At 67.8% G+C, this 16,939-nt stretch carries 14 protein-coding genes; 9 read left to right on the forward strand and 5 right to left on the reverse strand.

Features of this window, described 5'->3' with window-relative positions; translation table 11 throughout:
- Positions 1-24: 24 nt before the first annotated feature.
- The 3 genes from M6E97_RS25715 to bauA form a co-directional block, all read right to left on the reverse strand.
- A complete protein-coding gene (locus M6E97_RS25715; protein WP_003101230.1) occupies positions 25-1,518 on the reverse strand; it encodes a CoA-acylating methylmalonate-semialdehyde dehydrogenase in 1,494 nt (497 codons plus the stop codon).
- An 83-nt stretch (positions 1,519-1,601) separates the two neighbouring features.
- The gene (bauB, locus tag M6E97_RS25720) at positions 1,602-1,889 is read right to left on the reverse strand and encodes a beta-alanine degradation protein BauB (protein ID WP_003083790.1); all 288 of its coding nucleotides are present in this window, start codon (positions 1,887-1,889) and stop codon (positions 1,602-1,604) included.
- Positions 1,889-3,235 carry a beta-alanine--pyruvate aminotransferase gene (gene bauA, locus M6E97_RS25725; RefSeq protein ID WP_003101231.1) on the reverse strand — a complete coding sequence of 449 codons (1,347 nt, stop codon included), beginning with the start codon at positions 3,233-3,235 and terminating at the stop codon, positions 1,889-1,891. The genes bauB and bauA overlap by 1 nt, the downstream gene beginning before the upstream one ends.
- A gap of 135 nt (positions 3,236-3,370) precedes the next feature.
- Between bauA and bauR the strand changes: the two genes are divergently transcribed.
- Positions 3,371-4,288, forward strand: a complete 918-nt coding sequence (gene bauR / locus M6E97_RS25730) for an HTH-type transcriptional activator BauR (protein ID WP_003083805.1) — start codon at positions 3,371-3,373, stop codon at positions 4,286-4,288.
- 112 nt (positions 4,289-4,400) lie between these two features.
- Here bauR and guaD read toward each other — a convergent pair whose 3' ends face one another.
- Positions 4,401-5,771, reverse strand: a complete 1,371-nt coding sequence (guaD, locus tag M6E97_RS25735; RefSeq protein ID WP_003137018.1) for a guanine deaminase — start codon at positions 5,769-5,771, stop codon at positions 4,401-4,403.
- 320 nt (positions 5,772-6,091) lie between these two features.
- Between guaD and M6E97_RS25740 the strand changes: the two genes are divergently transcribed.
- From M6E97_RS25740 to ahpF, 6 genes are all read left to right on the forward strand, one after another.
- Positions 6,092-6,520, forward strand: coding sequence for a hypothetical protein (locus M6E97_RS25740; RefSeq protein WP_171946871.1), 429 nt, complete (start codon positions 6,092-6,094; stop codon positions 6,518-6,520).
- A gap of 408 nt (positions 6,521-6,928) precedes the next feature.
- Positions 6,929-8,500: an ABC transporter ATP-binding protein gene (locus M6E97_RS25745; RefSeq protein WP_033938660.1), complete on the forward strand. Its 1,572-nt coding sequence runs from the start codon at positions 6,929-6,931 to the stop codon at positions 8,498-8,500.
- Entirely contained in the window at positions 8,500-9,597 is a 1,098-nt protein-coding gene (locus tag M6E97_RS25750; RefSeq protein WP_003107144.1) for an ABC transporter permease, read from the forward strand. The genes M6E97_RS25745 and M6E97_RS25750 overlap by 1 nt, the downstream gene beginning before the upstream one ends.
- Before the next feature lie 22 nt (positions 9,598-9,619).
- Positions 9,620-10,546 carry an ABC transporter permease gene (locus tag M6E97_RS25755; protein WP_003083821.1) on the forward strand — a complete coding sequence of 309 codons (927 nt, stop codon included), beginning with the start codon at positions 9,620-9,622 and terminating at the stop codon, positions 10,544-10,546.
- Positions 10,547-10,710: 164 nt separating this feature from the next.
- Positions 10,711-11,274, forward strand: a complete 564-nt coding sequence (gene ahpC / locus M6E97_RS25760) for an alkyl hydroperoxide reductase subunit C (protein ID WP_003083828.1) — start codon at positions 10,711-10,713, stop codon at positions 11,272-11,274.
- 144 nt (positions 11,275-11,418) lie between these two features.
- On the forward strand, positions 11,419-12,984 hold the full coding sequence (gene ahpF, locus M6E97_RS25765; RefSeq protein WP_003083830.1) for an alkyl hydroperoxide reductase subunit F: 1,566 nt from the start codon (positions 11,419-11,421) through the stop codon (positions 12,982-12,984).
- A gap of 79 nt (positions 12,985-13,063) precedes the next feature.
- Here the strand turns inward: ahpF and ppk2 are convergent, their stop codons facing one another.
- On the reverse strand, positions 13,064-13,960 hold the full coding sequence (ppk2, locus tag M6E97_RS25770; protein ID WP_003137024.1) for a polyphosphate kinase 2: 897 nt from the start codon (positions 13,958-13,960) through the stop codon (positions 13,064-13,066).
- Positions 13,961-14,414: 454 nt separating this feature from the next.
- Between ppk2 and M6E97_RS25775 the strand changes: the two genes are divergently transcribed.
- Positions 14,415-15,764 (forward strand): 8-oxoguanine deaminase, encoded by a 1,350-nt coding sequence (locus tag M6E97_RS25775; protein WP_033938659.1) that lies wholly within the window; start codon positions 14,415-14,417, stop codon positions 15,762-15,764.
- Between the two features lie 106 nt (positions 15,765-15,870).
- Positions 15,871-16,923 carry a nucleoside hydrolase gene (locus tag M6E97_RS25780; RefSeq protein WP_003137027.1) on the forward strand — a complete coding sequence of 351 codons (1,053 nt, stop codon included), beginning with the start codon at positions 15,871-15,873 and terminating at the stop codon, positions 16,921-16,923.
- Positions 16,924-16,939: the final 16 nt, after the last annotated feature.

The following is a 16,939-nucleotide window of genomic DNA, read 5'->3' on the forward strand; positions in this document are numbered from 1 at the left end:
GACCATGCCTGTTGTCGTCAGCCTTCAGAGGCTGGGGAAGGCGAATTGCGAGGCCTCGTGGCTGGCCCGCTGCGGCCAGCGCTGGGTGATGGCCTTGCGCCGGGTGTAGAAGCGCACGCCGTCCGGGCCGTAGGCGTGGAGGTCGCCGAACAGCGAGCGCTTCCAGCCGCCGAAGCTGTGGTAGGCCACCGGCACCGGCAGCGGGACGTTGACGCCGACCATGCCGACCTCGATCTCGTCGCAGAACAGGCGGGCGGCCTCGCCGTCGCGAGTGAAGATGCAGGTGCCGTTGCCGTATTCGTGGTCGTTGATCAACTGCATGGCCTCTTCCAGGCTGTTGACGCGAACCACGCACAGCACCGGGCCGAAGATCTCTTCCTTGTAGATGGTCATTTCCGGGGTCACCCGGTCGAACAGGCTGCCGCCGAGGAAGAAGCCGTTCTCGTGGCCGGCGACCTGGTAGCCGCGGCCGTCCACCACCAGCTCCGCGCCCTGGGCCACGCCGCTGTCGATGTAGCCGGTGACCTTGGCCTGCGCGGCGGCAGTGACCAGCGGGCCCATGTCGAGGCCGCAGGAAGTGCCGGCGCCGATCTTCAGCGCCTTGATCTGCGGAACCAGCTTGGCGATCAGCGCGTCGGCCACCTGGTCGCCGACGCATACCGCCACCGAGATCGCCATGCAGCGCTCGCCGCAGGAGCCGTAGGCGGCACCCATCAGCGCGCTGACGGCGTTGTCGAGGTCGGCGTCGGGCATCAGCACCGCATGGTTCTTCGCGCCGCCCAGGGCCTGCACGCGCTTGCCGCGCTTGGTGCCCTCGGCATAGATGTATTCGGCGATGGGGGTCGAGCCGACGAAGCTGATGGCTTTCACTTCCGGCGCCTGGAGCAGGCCGTCCACGGCTTCCTTGTCGCCGTGCACCACGTTCAGCACGCCCTTCGGCAGGCCGGCTTCGTGGAACAGCTCGGCGATCAGCAGGGTGGAGCTGGGGTCGCGCTCGGAGGGCTTGAGGATGAAGGTGTTGCCGCAGGCGATGGCCAGCGGGTACATCCACAGCGGCACCATCGCCGGGAAGTTGAACGGGGTGATCCCGGCGACCACGCCGATCGGCTGGAAGTCGCTCCAGGCGTCGATGTTCGGGCCGACGTTGCGGCTGTACTCGCCCTTGAGGATTTCCGGGGCGGCGCAGGCGTACTCGACGTTCTCGATGCCGCGCTTGAGTTCGCCGGCGGCGTCTTCCAGGGTCTTGCCGTGCTCTTCGCTGATCAGCTTGGAAATCCGCGCCTCGTTCTGCTCCAGCAGTTGCTTGAAGCGGTACAGCACCTGTGCGCGCTTGGCCGGCGGGGTGTTGCGCCAGGCCGGGAAGGCGGCCCTGGCGGCATCGATGGCTTTCTGCAGGGTCTTGCCGTCGGCCAGCGGGACCTTGTGGATGGCTTCGCCGGTGGAGGGGTTGAAGACGTCGGCGCTGCGGCCGTTGTCGGCGACCATTTCGCCGTTGATCAGGTGGTGGAGGGTGCCCATCTTGTCTTGTTCTCTCTTCGCTAGGGGTGACGAAAGGGCCGTGGCCCTTTCCCTTTACCCGCTCCCTGGGGAGCGGGTGCGGATTACTTGATCTCGGTCTCGACGAAGACCACTTCGTGTGCGCTGGCGTTGATCACGTTGTGCTCGACGCCGGCCTTGCGGAAGTAGGCCTGTCCGGCGACCAGCGGCGCGTGGCGGTCGCCCTCGGGGGTTTCCAGCAGCAGCGTGCCGTCGGTCAGCGGTACCACCACATAGTCGTGTCCGTGGCGGTGGCGCCCGGTTTCCGCGCCGGGGGCGAAGCGCCATTCGGTCACGATCACCTCGGCGTTGTCCACCTGCACGGTGGGTACGGCTTGCGGGCGGCCGCTCATCAGGCGATGCCGTTGAGCGCTTCGCCGACCGCGTCGAACAGGCGGTCCAGCTCTTCCGGCCTGGCGTTGAAGGTCGGGCCGAATTGCAGGGTATCGCCGCCGAAGCGCACGTAGAAACCCTGTTGCCAGAGCTTCATGCCGGCCTCGAACGGACGCACGGTCGGATCGCCGTCGCGCGGGGCGATCTGGATCGCGCCGGCCAGGCCGCAGTTGCGGATGTCGATGACGTTCTTCGCGCCTTGCAGGCCGTGCAGGACCTTCTCGAAGTGCGGCGCCAGTTCGGCGGACTGCTGCACCAGGTTGTCCCTGGCCAGGATGTCCAGCGCGGCGAGGCCGGCGGCGCAGGCGACCGGGTGCGCGGAGTAGGTGTAGCCGTGGCTGAACTCCACCGCGTGCTCGGGCAGCGCCTGGTTCATGAAGGTGTCGTAGATCTCGCTGCTGGCGATCACCGCGCCCATCGGCACGGCGCCGTTGGTGACCTGCTTGGCGACGTTCATCAGGTCCGGGGTGACGCCGAAGTACTCGGCGCCGCTGTAGGTGCCCAGGCGGCCGAAGGCGGTGATCACCTCGTCGAAGATCAGCAGGATGTTGTGCTGGTCGCAGATCTCGCGCAGGCGCTGCAGGTAGCCGACCGGCGGTACCAGTACGCCGGCGGAGCCGGACATCGGCTCGACGATCACCGCGGCGATGTTCGAGGCGTCGTGCAGTTCGATCAGCTTGAGCAGTTCGTTGGCCAGCTCGACGCCGCCGGTCTGGGCCATCCCGCGGGTGAACGCCATGCCTGGTTGCAGGGTGTGCGGCAGGTGGTCGACGTCCATCAACTGGCCGAACATCTTGCGGTTGCCGCCGATCCCGCCGAGGCTGGTGCCGGCGACGTTGACCCCGTGGTAGCCGCGGGCGCGGCCGATCAGCTTGGTCTTCTGCGGCTGGCCTTTCAGGCGCCAGTAGGCGCGGGCCATCTTGATCGAGGTGTCGGCGCACTCGGAGCCGGAACCGGTGAAGAACACGTGGTTCAGTTCGCCTGGCAGCAACCCGGCGATCTTCTCGGCCAACTGGAAGGACAGCGGATGGCCGTACTGGAAGCCCGGCGAGTAGTCGAGGGTGCCGAGCTGGCGAGCCACCGCCTCCTGGATTTCCTTGCGCGAGTGGCCGGCGCCGCAGGTCCACAGGCCGGACAGGCTGTCGTAGACCTTGCGGCCCTTGTCGTCGGTCAGCCAGCTGCCTTCGGCGGCGACGATGATCCGCGGGTCCTTCTGGAAGTTGCGGTTGGCGGAGAAGGGCATCCAGTGGGCGCGCAGGTTGAGTTCGCTGGAAACCGGCGGGGCCACGTTGAGCGGCTGGTTCATCGTTCGATCCTCGGGCTTTCTTGTTGGAAGGTTCCGCGCACGCGGCGGCGGAGCGTTGGGATCAAGCTTGGCCCTGACGAAAGGTTAGATAAAGCTTATTCTTCTCACGTTTAGTTTCGACTGGGTAAAACAATAATGGCCAAATCCCGCAACCCGTCGCTCGGCCAGGTCAGCGATTTCGATATCCGCCTGCTGCGCATCTTCAAGACCATCGTCGAGTGCGGCAGTTTCTCCGCCGCCGAGAGCACTCTCGGCCTCAGCCGCTCGGCGATCAGCCTGCACATGGGCGACCTGGAGAAGCGCCTGGGCATGCGCCTGTGCCAGCGCGGCCGCGCCGGCTTCGCCCTGACCGACGAGGGCCGCGAGGTCTATCGCGCGACCCAGACCCTGCTGGCGGCGCTGGAGGGGTTCCGCGCCGAGGTCAACGACCTGCACCAGCACCTGCGCGGCGAACTCAACATCGGCATCATCAACAACCTGGTGACCCTGCCGCAGATGCGCATCACCCACGCCCTCAGCGCGCTCAAGGGGCAGGGACCGCAGGTGCGGATCAACATCGGCATGACCACCCCCAACGAGATCGAACTGGGCGTGCTCGACGGCCACCTGCATGTCGGCGTGGTGCCGTTGATCAGTCCGCTGTCGGGGCTCGAGTACCTGCCGCTGTATGACGAGCACGCGCAGCTCTATTGCAGCCGCGGCCACGCACTGTTCGAACGCGCCGACGGCGATATCGCGGTGGACGAGGTGCTCGCCGCGGACGCCGTGGCGCCCAGCTACCGCCTGCCCGCCGAAGCCCAGGCGCGCCACCAGGAGCTGAACAACAGCGCCAGCGCCTCGGACCGCGAGGGCATGGCGTTCCTGATCCTGACCGGCAACTTCATCGGCTACCTGCCGTCGCACTACGCCGCCGACTGGGTCGCCGCCGGGATGCTGCGGCCCCTGCTGCCGGAGCGTTTCCACTACGCCATCGCGCTGACCATCGTGACCCGCAAGGGACGCCGGCCGAACCTGGTGCTGGAACGGTTCCTGGAGGCGGTGGCGGTGTCGTGAGGGCGCGGATGGAGTGACGCGAGCTTCGGCCGCCCGCCGAACGGCGTCTTTTCTCTACGGCGCGAGGAGGTGGCATGCAGCGACGGGCCGAGCCAACGCGGGAAAGAGGCTCTCAGCCCTTCGCATGGCGCCGCTCCCCCATCACCCAGGTCTCCGCCACCGCGCGGTCGTCGCCCAGGGTGTTCAGCACGAACAGGGTATCGGCCAGGCCGCGCGCATGCTCCATGCGCTGGGCGATCATCGGCGTGGCGGCCAGGTCGAGAGCGACGAAGTCGGCCTCGCGGCCGGGCAGGAAGTTACCGACCAGGCCGTCCAGGTCGAGCGCCCTGGCGCCGCCGAGGGTGGCCAGGTAGAGCGCCTGGAACGGATCGAGGCTGGTGCCGCGCAATTGCTGGATCTTGTAAGCGTCGGCGAGGTTGGCCAGCAGCGACAGGCTGGTGCCGCCGCCGACGTCGCTGCCGATGCCGACGCGGATGCCGTATTGCTGGGCGCGGCCAAGGTCGAACAGGCCGGAGCCGATGAACAGGTTGGAACTGGGACAGTGCGCCAGCGCCGCGTTCTTGTGCGCCAGGCAGCGGCATTCGCGTTCGGAGAGATGGATGCCATGGGCGAACACGCTGCGTTCGCCGACCAGGCCGGCGCGATGATAGACGTCCAGGTAGTCCTGTGCCTGGGGAAACAGCTCGCCGACCCAGGCGACTTCCTTGAGGTTCTCCGAAAGATGGGTGTGCAGGTAGACGCCGGGATACTCGTCCAGCAGGCGCGCCGCCGCGGCCAGTTGCTCGGGCGAGGAAGTCGGCGCGAAGCGTGGGGTGACCGCGTATTGCAGGCGCCCGTTGCCGTGCCAGCGCTCGATCAGCGCGCGGCTCTCGGCGTAGCCGCTGGCCGCGGTATCGCACAGCGCCGGCGGCGCGTTGCGGTCCATCAGCACTTTGCCGGCGATCATCCGCAGGCGGCGCTTCTGCGCGGCCTGGAAGAATGCCTCGGCGGATACCGCATGGACCGTGCCGAACACCAGCGCGGTAGTGGTGCCGTGGCGCAGCAGTTCGTCGAGGAACAGCTCGGCCTGGGCGGCGGCGTAGCCGGCATCGGCGAAGCGCTGCTCGGCGGGAAAGGTGTGGGTTTCCAGCCAGTCCAGCAGTTGGGTGCCGTAGGAGGCGATCACTCCGAGTTGCGGGTAATGCACATGGCAGTCGACGAAGCCGGGCAGCAGCAGGCGCTGCGGATGCTCCTCCAGCGGCAGGTCGGCGGGCAGTTGTGGCAGCAGGTAGGCTGCGTGATCGAGCGCGCGCACGTGGCCGTGTTCGATCCACAGCAGGCCGTCCTCGAAATACTCCCAGGCCTTGTCGCCGAGCTTCGCCGGGTCGCCGAGGAAATGCAGGATCCGCCCGCGATGGGCCGAACTGCTCATCGCGCTCCCGCCGTGGTCGGAGCGCAGGACAAGTGGGGGGACGAAGTTGCCAGCAGGTACTGCATCGTTCATCTCCTCTGCTGCCGGAACGGCGCTTTCGCCTCTTTAGTCCGGGAAATCGCCGGAAATATCCCGTCCTTGGCACGTGATCCCGCGGTGCAGGACGGATGACCGCCTAGCGGTCATCCGTCCTGCACATGGCTGCCGCCATTATGCACTGTGCGCATGCTGTGGATAAGTCTGTGTGTAGCGCGTGTGCGGAGAGATTGCACGAGCCATTGCGGGATGCGCCCATCTGGCTTCCGGCAGGCGATCCGCGAAAAGCGTTCCGGCACCTTGAATCCGCCTTGCGAAATGCCCGGTCGGCAACTGGCGCTTCTGTGGGTTTGTCTGTGGAAAAGCTGTTCGCATTCCCCGTTGAAAAAATGCCTTCGGCGGTCGGGGGAAAGGCGTTGGACGGGGCCGCAGGATTTCTCCCGGTTGGCGAAAGAGCCAGGGAAAAGGCGCTGTGGAATGCGCCACGACGGTGCGTCGCGAAACTGTGGACAGTGGATCCACCCATGGCGCCGCCGAGCATGCTTCCGTCGATCGCCGCGGACTTTCCTGAAAAGCCGGAAAACCCAGTATTCATGGGCGTTCTGGCGTCGAAAGGGGAAGTCCTGGAGACATTTTCACGGGCATTCCCGTTCCGCGGGTTTCCTGTGGAAAAGCTGTTGGCAAACTGTGCCGGAAGCGGGCCGCCGGGGCTGCCCCAGGGATTCGGCCGAGCCATGGCTTGGCCGGGAGAGATCGTTCTGCCGGGTTCCTCCGAACGGCTGTAGATATCTTGTGGATAAAGCTGTTGGCAAAGTGTTGGAGAAAATGCCTTGCCAGGTCGCGCTCATGGCCTGCCGGGTTGGCTGTTTTCTGTCCATCGCCGATGTTGCGAAAATTGCCGGGACGGTCGGCGCGGGAGGCTTCCCAAGGTCCCGGATGGGCTCCCGACACGCTGTGGATAACTCTGTGAGCAAGGTGGTGATGACTGTTTTGCGACAAATGCTCACGCGGGTGCGCCGCAGGGTTGCCCGCAAATGTGCCGCGGCGTCCCAGGCGTGCCCCGGCTTGGTGCCGCTCGGCGCGGCAGCCTGGCCCGTGGCTCCCGGCGCAAGCCGCGTTCCAGGGCTTTCCTGACCTCCTGGCCAGGTATTTGCACCGGCCGCGGCATCGTCGAGCAACCGACCGGGTCCGCCATGTCCGCACCTACCTCCTTCGCGCCGCCGCGCCTCGAACTGCGCGGGATCAGCAAGCGCTATCCGGGTTGCCTGGCCAACGACCGCATCGACCTGTGCATCGACGCCGGCGAGATCCACGCCCTGCTCGGTGAGAACGGCGCCGGCAAGAGCACGCTGATGAAGATCATCTACGGCGTGACCCGTCCCGATGCCGGCGAGATCCGCTGGCAGGGCGAGCCGGTGCAGGTGCGCGACCCGGCTCGCGCCCGGGCGCTGGGGATCGGCATGGTGTTCCAGCATTTCTCCCTGTTCGAGACGCTCAGCGTGGCGGAGAACATCGCGCTCGCCCTCGGCGCCGAGGCGGGCAGCCCGCGCCGGTTGGAGGCGCGTATTCGCGAGGTGTCGCAGCGCTACGGCATGCCGCTGGAGCCTCGCCGGCTGGTCCATGGGCTGTCCATCGGCGAGCGCCAGCGGGTGGAAATCGTGCGCTGCCTGATGCAGGACATCCGCCTGCTGATCCTCGACGAGCCGACCTCGGTGCTGACCCCTCGCGAGGCCGAGGATCTCTTCGTCACCCTGCGCCGTCTTGCGGAGGAGGGTTGCAGTGTCCTCTTCATCAGCCACAAGCTGGCCGAGGTCCGTGCGCTCTGCCAGCGCGCCACGGTGCTGCGCGGCGGACGGGTGGCCGGACAGTGCGTGCCGGCGCAATGTTCCGATCTCGAGCTGGCGCGGCTGATGGTGGGCGACGCCGAGGGCCTGGCGGCGGAGTATCCGAAGGTCACCGGCGGCGCGCCTTTCCTCCAGGTGCGCGACCTGCACTGGCGCAACCCGGACCCCTTCGGCGTGTCCTTCGCCGGCCTCGACCTGGAGGTGCGCAGCGGCGAGATCCTCGGTATCGCCGGGGTCGCCGGCAACGGCCAGGACGAGTTGCTTGCCCTGCTCAGCGGCGAAGTGCGCCTGCCGCGCGCCCAGGCCGAGCGCATCCGCCTCGGCGGCTGCGCCGGCGCGCACCTGGCGCCGGATGCGCGGCGCCGCGCCGGCCAGGCCTTCGTGCCCGCCGAGCGGCTGGGGCACGGCGCGGTGCCGGAGATGAGCCTGGCGGACAATGCGCTGCTCACCGCCTTCCAGCAGGGCCTGGTGAGGCGCGGGTTGGTCCGGCGGCGCAAGGTGCTGGCGCTGGCCGAGGAGATCATCCGCCGTTTCGCCGTGAAGGCCCCGGCTGCCGGGGCGCCGGCACGCAGCCTTTCCGGCGGCAACCTGCAGAAGTTCATCCTCGGCCGCGAGATCCTCCAGGCCCCGCGCCTGCTGGTGGCGGCGCATCCCACCTGGGGCGTGGACGTCGGCGCGGCGGCGCTGATCCACCGCGCGCTGATCGCCTTGCGCGATGCCGGTACGGCGATCCTGGTGGTCTCCGAGGACCTCGACGAGCTGTTCCTGCTCAGCGACCGCATCGCCGCGCTGTGTTCGGGTCGGCTGTGCCCGGCGGTCGCCACCGCGAGCGCTTCGCCGCAGCAGGTCGGCGGCTGGATGGCCGGTCAATTCGAGGCGCCGGCGGCGGTCGCCGGCGCCGTTGCCCAAGGGAGCCTGTGATGCTGTTGTCCCTGGAACCGCGCGGCCGGCAGTCGCGCTGGATGCTGCTGGCCTCTCCGCTGCTGGCGGGGTTGCTGACCCTGGTCTGCGGCGCGCTGCTGTTCGCCTGTCTCGGCCACGATCCCTGGCAGACCCTGCATACCGTGCTGGTACAGCCGCTCAGCGACCTCTATGGGCTCGGCGAGCTGCTGGTCAAGGCCATGCCGATCCTGCTCTGTGCCCTCGGCCTGGCACTGGCCTACCAGGCGCGCGTGTGGAACATCGGCGCGGAGGGCCAGTTGCTGGTCGGCGCCCTGGCCGGCAGCGCGGTGGCGATCCAGTTGCTCGACTGGCAGAGCCGCTGGGCGCTGGCCTGGGTGCTGCTCGCCGGCACCGCTGCCGGGGCGCTCTGGGCCGGGTTCGCCGCCTGGCTGCGAACGCGCTTCAACGCCAACGAGATCCTGACCACCATCATGCTCAACTACATCGCGCTGAACCTGCTGCTGTACGGCGTGCACGGGCCGTTGAAGGACCCGGATGGCTTCAACTTCCCGCAGTCGGCGCTGTTCGGCGAGGCCAGCCGCCTGCCGGCGCTGTTCGAGGACAGCCGGGTGCACCTCGGCGCATTGTTCGGCCTGCTGGCGCTGGCGGCGGTCTGGGTGCTGGCGCAGCGCAGCTTCCTCGGTTTCCAGGTCCGCGTGCTCGGCCTCGACCGCCGCGCCGCCGGTTTCGTCGGTTTCCGCGAGAAGCGCCTGGTCTGGTTCGTGCTGCTGTTCTCCGGCGCGCTGGCAGGCCTGGCCGGCGTCTGCGAGGTCGCCGGGCCGATCGGCCAACTGGTGCCGCAGGTCTCGCCGGGCTACGGCTATGCGGCGATCACCGTGGCCTTTCTCGGCCGTCTCAATCCGTTCGGCATCCTCTGCGCCAGCCTGCTGATGGCGTTGCTCTACCTCGGCGGCGAGGCCGCGCAGATGAGCCTCAACCTGCCGTTGGCGCTGACCGGGCTGTTCCAGGGGATGATGCTGTTCTTCCTCCTCGCCTGTGACGTGCTGATCCTCTACCGCCCACGTTTGCACGGACGCTGGCGCAAGCGCCCGGCGCTGCGCGACGCCCTGGCCTGAGCCGAACCGCCGAGGAACCACGATGGATATCGATCTGCTCGACAACCTACTGTTCGCCATGGTCCGCACCGGTACTCCGCTGCTGCTGGTGGCCCTGGGCGAACTGGTCTGCGAGAGAAGCGGAGTGCTCAACCTGGGCCAGGAGGGGATGATGCTGTTCGGCGCGGTGATCGGCTTCATGGTCGCCTTCTCCAGCGGCAGCCTGTGGCTCGGCGTGCTCCTCGCGGTGCTCGCCGGCATGCTGTTGGCGGCGCTGTTCGCCGGGGTCGCCCTGTACCTGAACGCCAACCAGGTGGCCTGCGGCCTGGCGCTGACCATCTTCGGCGTCGGCCTGTCGTCGTTCGTCGGCGCCGCCTGGGTCGGCAAGCCGCTGCAAGGGTTCGCCCCGCTGGCGCTGCCGGTGCTGGGCGAGTTGCCGCTGCTCGGGCGCATGCTGTTCGCCCAGGACGCGCTGGTCTACCTGAGCCTGGCGCTGTTCGCCGCGGTCGCCTGGATGCTCCTGCGCAGCCGCGCCGGGCTGGTTCTCCAGGCGGTCGGCGAGAACCCCGACGCGGCCAGCGCGATGGGCCTGCCGGTGCTGCGCGTGCGCACCCTGGCGGTGCTCTTCGGCGGCGCCATGGCCGGCCTGGCCGGTGCCTACCTGTCGCTGGCCTACACGCCGATGTGGGCGGAGAACATGACCGCCGGACGCGGCTGGATCGCCCTGGCGCTGGTGGTCTTCGCCAGTTGGCGGGTGTTCCGCGTGCTGCTCGGTGCCTGGTTGTTCGGCCTGGCCAGCATCCTGCACCTGGTGGCCCAGGGGATCGGGCTGTCGATTCCGGCCAACCTGCTGGCGATGCTGCCCTATGCGGCGACCATCCTGGTGCTGGTCCTGCTCTCCCGCGATGCCCTGCGCACCCGGCTGTATGCCCCGGTTTCCCTGGGCCAGCCGTGGAAGGCCGGGCACTGACGAGGGCAGATTCTTCGATTAGTTGTTTTAACTATTTATATATTCTTCGATAGATTTAGATAATTTCACTGATGGCCTAAATCAATGGGGCATTTTTGCCGAACCCCGTTAAGATTCTCCCAGTCGATTTGAAACACCCCATTCAACTGAGAGAGGAACGACTGATGTCCCTGATCAACACTCAAGTCCAACCGTTCAAGGTCAACGCTTTCCACAACGGCAAGTTCATCGAGGTGACCGAGGAATCCCTGAAGGGCAAGTGGTCGGTCCTGATCTTCATGCCGGCTGCCTTCACCTTCAACTGCCCGACCGAGATCGAAGACGCCGCCAACAACTACGGCGAGTTCCAGAAAGCCGGTGCCGAGGTCTACATCGTGACCACCGACACCCACTTCTCGCACAAGGTCTGGCACGAAACCTCCCCTGCCGTCGGCAAGGCCCAGTTCCCGCTGATCGGCGACCCGACCCACCAGCTGACCAACGCCTTCGGCGTGCACATCCCGGAAGAAGGCCTGGCCCTGCGCGGTACCTTCGTGATCAACCCGGAAGGCGTGATCAAGACCGTCGAGATCCACTCCAACGAGATCGCTCGTGACGTCGGCGAGACCGTACGCAAGCTGAAGGCCGCCCAGTACACCGCCGCTCACCCGGGCGAAGTCTGCCCGGCCAAGTGGAAGGAAGGCGAGAAGACCCTCGCTCCGTCCCTGGACCTGGTCGGCAAGATCTAAGACCGCGCCGGCGGCATTCGCCGCCAGCCTCTCCGGCGGACGATCCCTCGCGGATCGTCCACCCTTCACCCAGCCAACGCGCCGTGCAGGGCGGATGTCCCATCCGCCGGGGATACGTTTGCCCGAATTTCGAGGAGCTGAACCATGTTGGACGCCAATCTTAAAACCCAGTTGAAGGCCTACCTGGAAAAGGTCAGCCAGCCGTTCGAGATCGTCGCGTCCCTCGATGACAGCGACAAATCCCGCGAGCTGCTGGGCCTGCTGCAAGACATCGTCGGCCTGACCGACAAGATCACCCTGAAGACCGACGGCAGCGATGCGCGCAAACCGTCGTTCTCGCTGAACCGCCCCGGTGCGGACATCGGCCTGCGCTTCGCCGGTATCCCCATGGGCCACGAATTCACCTCGCTGGTGCTGGCCCTGCTGCAGGTAGGCGGCCACCCCTCCAAGCTCGACGCGGACGTGATCGAGCAGGTCAAGGGAATCGAGGGCACCTTCGAGTTCGAAACCTACTTCTCGCTGTCCTGCCAGAACTGCCCGGACGTGGTCCAGGCGCTGAACCTGATGGCCGTGCTCAACCCGAACATCCGTCACGTCGCCATCGACGGCGCGCTGTTCCAGGATGAGGTCGAGGCGCGCCAGATCATGTCGGTGCCGAGCATCTACCTCAACGGCGAAGTCTTCGGCCAGGGCCGCATGGGCGTGGAAGAGATCCTCGCCAAGATCGACACCGGCGCCGCCGCCCGCGACGCCGAGAAGCTGACCGCCCGCGACGCCTTCGACGTGCTGGTGGTCGGCGGTGGCCCGGCCGGAGCCGCGGCGGCGATCTACGCCGCGCGCAAGGGCATTCGCACCGGCGTCGCCGCCGAGCGCTTCGGCGGCCAGGTGCTGGACACCATGGCCATCGAGAACTTCATCTCGGTGCAGGAGACCGAAGGGCCGAAGCTGGCGCGGGCGCTGGAAGAGCACGTGCGTCACTACGAGGTCGACATCATGAACCTGCAGCGCGCCAGCAAGCTGGTTCCGGCGAAGAACACCGGCGAGTTGCACGAGGTGCAGTTCGAGAGCGGCGGCAGCCTCAAGGCCAAGACCCTGATCCTCGCCACCGGCGCTCGCTGGCGCGAAATGGGCGTGCCCGGCGAGCAGGAATACAAGGCCAAGGGCGTGTGCTTCTGCCCGCACTGCGACGGCCCGCTGTTCAAGGGCAAGCGCGTGGCGGTGATCGGCGGCGGCAACTCTGGCGTCGAGGCGGCCATCGACCTGGCCGGCATCGTCGCCCATGTGACCCTGCTGGAATTCGACAGCAAGTTGCGCGCCGATGCCGTGCTGCAACGCAAGCTCTACAGCCTGCCGAACGTCGAGGTGATCACCAGTGCCCTGACCAGCGAAGTGAAGGGCGACGGCCAGAAGGTCACCGGCCTGGTGTACAAGGACCGCAACTCCGAGGAGTTCAAGTCGATCGAGCTGGAAGGCATCTTCGTGCAGATCGGCCTGCTGCCCAACACCGAGTGGCTCAAGGGCAGCGTCGAGCTGTCGCCGCGTGGCGAGATCATCGTCGACGCCCGTGGCGAGACCTCGCTGCCCGGCATCTTCGCCGCCGGCGACGTGACCACGGTGCCGTACAAGCAGATCGTGATCGCCGTGGGCGAGGGCGCCAAGGCTTCGCTGAGCGCCTTCGACCACCTGATCCGGACCTCCGCGCCGGAGTGACCCGACCAGCGACCGTCGAACCAGGGACGCCCGGAGCGCGAAAGCGCCCCGGGCGTTTTCGTTGGCGCGACCGCCCGCCTCAGGCCGGGATATCCAGGTTCGCGTGGCCCGGCGCGGCGGCCGCCTCGGCGTAGACCTTCTCGTCCTCCTCGATCACCCGCGAGGCCGGCCCCACCAGCAACGGGTCGGGCTCATGGGCGATGCGCCGGTCCTTGTCCGGGTAGTCCAGCGCGTGCAGGAAGTGGCGGATGCAGTTGAGTCGCGCGCGCTTCTTGTCGTCGGACTTGATGACCGTCCACGGCGCGTCGGCGGTGTCGGTATGGAAGAACATCGCCTGCTTGGCGGCGGTGTAGTCGTCCCACTTGTCCAGAGACTTGATGTCGATGGGCGACAGCTTCCAGTGCTTGAGCGGATCGTCGCGGCGCGAGATGAAGCGCCGCAGTTGCTCCTCGCGGCTCACCGAGAACCAGTACTTGAACAGCAGGATGCCGCTGTTGCTCAGCATGCGCTCCAGCTCGGGGGCCTGGCGCATGAACTCCAGGTATTGCAGTGGCGAACAGAAGCCCATGACCCGCTCGACGCCGGCGCGGTTGTACCAGGAGCGGTCGAAGAAGACCATCTCGCCGGCGGTGGGCAGGTGCTGGATGTAGCGCTGGAAATACCACTGGCCCTGCTCCTGGGAGGAGGGTTTCTCCAGGGCTACGATCCGCGCGCCGCGCGGGTTCAGGTGCTCCATGAAGCGCTTGATGGTACCGCCCTTGCCGGCGGCGTCGCGGCCTTCGAACAGGACCACCACGCGCTGGCCGGTCTCCTTCACCCAGCTCTGCACCTTGAGCAGTTCGATCTGCAGGTCGTGCTTGGCTTTCTCGTACTCGTTGCGGCGCATCCGCGTGTGATAGGGATAGTTCGCCGGCAGGCTCGCCGAGGTGCTGTCCTCGCTGCTGCCGTGGGGCGCGCTGGCGACCTGCAGGGCCACCGGCTTCTGGCTGATCGCCTGGATCTCCTCGCGGGCTTTCTGCGCCGGGCTGGCCACCCGCGGGCGGCGGGTCGCCGGCTTGCGTGGGGCGCGGCGGGCGGCTGGCCGGGCCGGCTTGGCCGGCTGCGCGGCGGGTTGCTCGGGGGAGGGGGGAGTGACAGTGGGTTCTTCGCTCATGCGGGGCTCCTTCCGTTCTACGTTTTCAGCTATGCAGTCCCCCACTCTATGCCCCTGCCGGAGGTCGTCCGTTGACCCCCATCAAACCGCGCCCGGCTGCCGCCGGGAGGAAAGCCTTACACCTCTCCGACAATCCCTTGTAGGATATCGCCACGCGCGCGGCGTCCCGTCGCCCCGCGGACCTGGATCAGCAGACAGGGTGAACACTGAGCTGGCTCTCATCAACCGAGGGCCGGCAGCGTTCGCGCCGGCCCGCCGATCCGACGAAGGTCCGCACATGTCCCGCACCTGGATTCGCAACCCCCTCGCCATCTTCACCGCCAACGGTCTCGACGCCGCCGGCGGCCTGGTCGTCGAAGACGGCCGCATCGTCGAGCTGCTCGGCGCCGGCCAGCAGCCCGCGCAGCCCTGCGCCAGCCAGTTCGACGCCAGCCGGCACGTGGTCTTGCCGGGACTCATCAACACCCATCACCACTTCTACCAGACCCTCACCCGCGCCTGGGCGCCGGTGGTCAACCAGCCGCTGTTCCCCTGGCTGAAGACCCTCTATCCGGTCTGGGCGCGGCTGACCCCGGAGAAGCTCGAACTGGCCACCAAGGTGGCGCTGGCCGAGCTGCTGCTGTCCGGCTGCACCACTGCCGCCGACCACCACTACCTGTTCCCCGGCGGCCTCGAACAGGCCATCGACGTGCAGGCCGGGGTGGTCGAGGAACTGGGCCTGCGCGCCATGCTCACCCGCGGCTCGATGAGCCTCGGCGAGAAGGACGGCGGCTTGCCGCCGCAGCAGACGGTGCAGGAGGCCGAGACCATCCTCGCCGACAGCGAGCGACTGATCGCTCGCTACCACCAGCGCGGCGAAGGCGCCCGGGTGCAGATCGCCCTGGCGCCCTGCTCGCCGTTCTCGGTGACTCCGGAGATCATGCGCGCCAGCGCCGAACTGGCGGCGCGCCACGACGTACGCCTGCACACCCACCTGGCGGAGACCCTCGACGAGGAAGACTTCTGCCTGCAGCGCTTCGGCCTGCGCACCGTGGACTACCTGGACAGCGTCGGCTGGCTCGGCCCGCGCACCTGGCTGGCCCACGGCATCCACTTCAATGCCGAGGAGATCCGTCGTCTCGGCGAGGCCGGCACCGGTATCTGCCACTGCCCGAGTTCGAACATGCGCCTGGCCTCGGGCATCTGCCCGACCGTGGAGCTGGAGGCGGCCGGCGCGCCGATCGGCCTGGGGGTCGATGGCTCGGCTTCCAACGACGCCTCGAACATGATCCTCGAGGCGCGCCAGGCCCTGTACCTGCAACGCCTGCGCTACGGCGCCGAGCGAATCACCCCGGAACTCGCCCTGGGCTGGGCCACCCGTGGCTCGGCACGCCTGCTCGGACGCAGCGACATCGGCGAGCTGGCCCCCGGCAAGCAGGCCGACCTGGCCTTGTTCAAGCTCGACGAGCTGCGCTTCTCGGGTAGCCACGACCCGCTCTCGGCGCTGCTGCTATGCGCTGCCGACCGTGCCGACCGGGTAATGGTCGGCGGCGCCTGGCGAGTGGTCGACGGTGCCGTGGAAGGGCTCGACCTGGCCGCCCTGATCGCCCGCCACCGCGAGGCGGCGAGCGCCCTGATCGCCGGGTGAGGCGGGCGCCGACGGAGGAGGCGCCAGGCTTCCTCTGTCGGTTCGCATAGGTCGGCGCCTGGCCTGCAACCGGCTAGACTTCGGCATCCCCCACCAGGAGCCGACCATGTCCCGCGCCGCCCGCCCCCGCAATCGCTTTTGCAGCCTTCTGCTAGGACTCTCCCTGCTGATGCCCGCCAGCCTTCCTCTGTCCGCTGCCGAAACGGCGGCGGCGCAATCGCCGCGGACCCTGATCATCGACACCGACCCGGGCGCCGACGACGTGATCGCCCTGCTGTTCGCCATGGCCTCGCCGAAGGAGCTGAAGATCCAGGCGCTGACCACCGTCGCCGGCAACGTGCCGCTGGAAAAGACCGCGCGCAACGCCCGGCTGGCCCGCGAGTGGGGCAAGCGCCCGGATATCCCGGTCTACGCCGGCGCCCCGCGGCCGCTGCTGCGCACGCCGATCTACGCCGCCGACGTACACGGCAGCGAAGGCATCACCGGCGTCGAGGTGCATGAGCCGAAGCAGCCGCTGGCCGAAGGCAACGCGGTGGACTACCTGATCCGTACCCTGCGCGCGGCGCCGGAGAAGAGCGTGACCCTGGCCATGCTCGGCCCGGAGACCAACCTCGCGCTGGCCCTGACCCAGGCCCCGGACATCGTCAAGGGCATCCGCGAGATCGTGATCATGGGCGGCGCCCACTTCAACGGCGGCAACATCACCCCGGCCGCCGAATTCAATATCTTCGCCGACCCCCACGCGGCGGAAATCGTGCTCAAGAGCGGGGCGCCGATCACCATGCTGCCGCTCGACGTGACCCACAAGATCCTCACCAGCCCCGAGCGCATCGCCAAGCTGCGCAACCTCGGCAACCGAGCCGGCAAGACCGTCGCCGATATCCTCGACGCCTACGTCCAGTACGACATCAAGTACTACGGCCTGAAGGGCGGCCCGGTGCACGACGCCACGGTGGTCGCCTACCTGCTCAAGCCCTCGCTGTTCAAGGGCAAGCGGATCAACGTGCAGGTCGACAGCCGCGAGGGCATCACCTTCGGCCAGACCGTGGCCGACTGGTACGGCGGCCTCAAGCAGCCGGCCAACGTCGAGTGGATCAACGAGGGCGATGCCCAGGGGTTCTTCGACCTGCTCACCGAGCGTATCGCCCGCCTGCCCTGAGCGGGCTTCCCGCGGC

Source organism: Pseudomonas sp. B111 (assembly GCF_026428275.1).
GTDB lineage: Bacteria > Pseudomonadota > Gammaproteobacteria > Pseudomonadales > Pseudomonadaceae > Pseudomonas > Pseudomonas aeruginosa.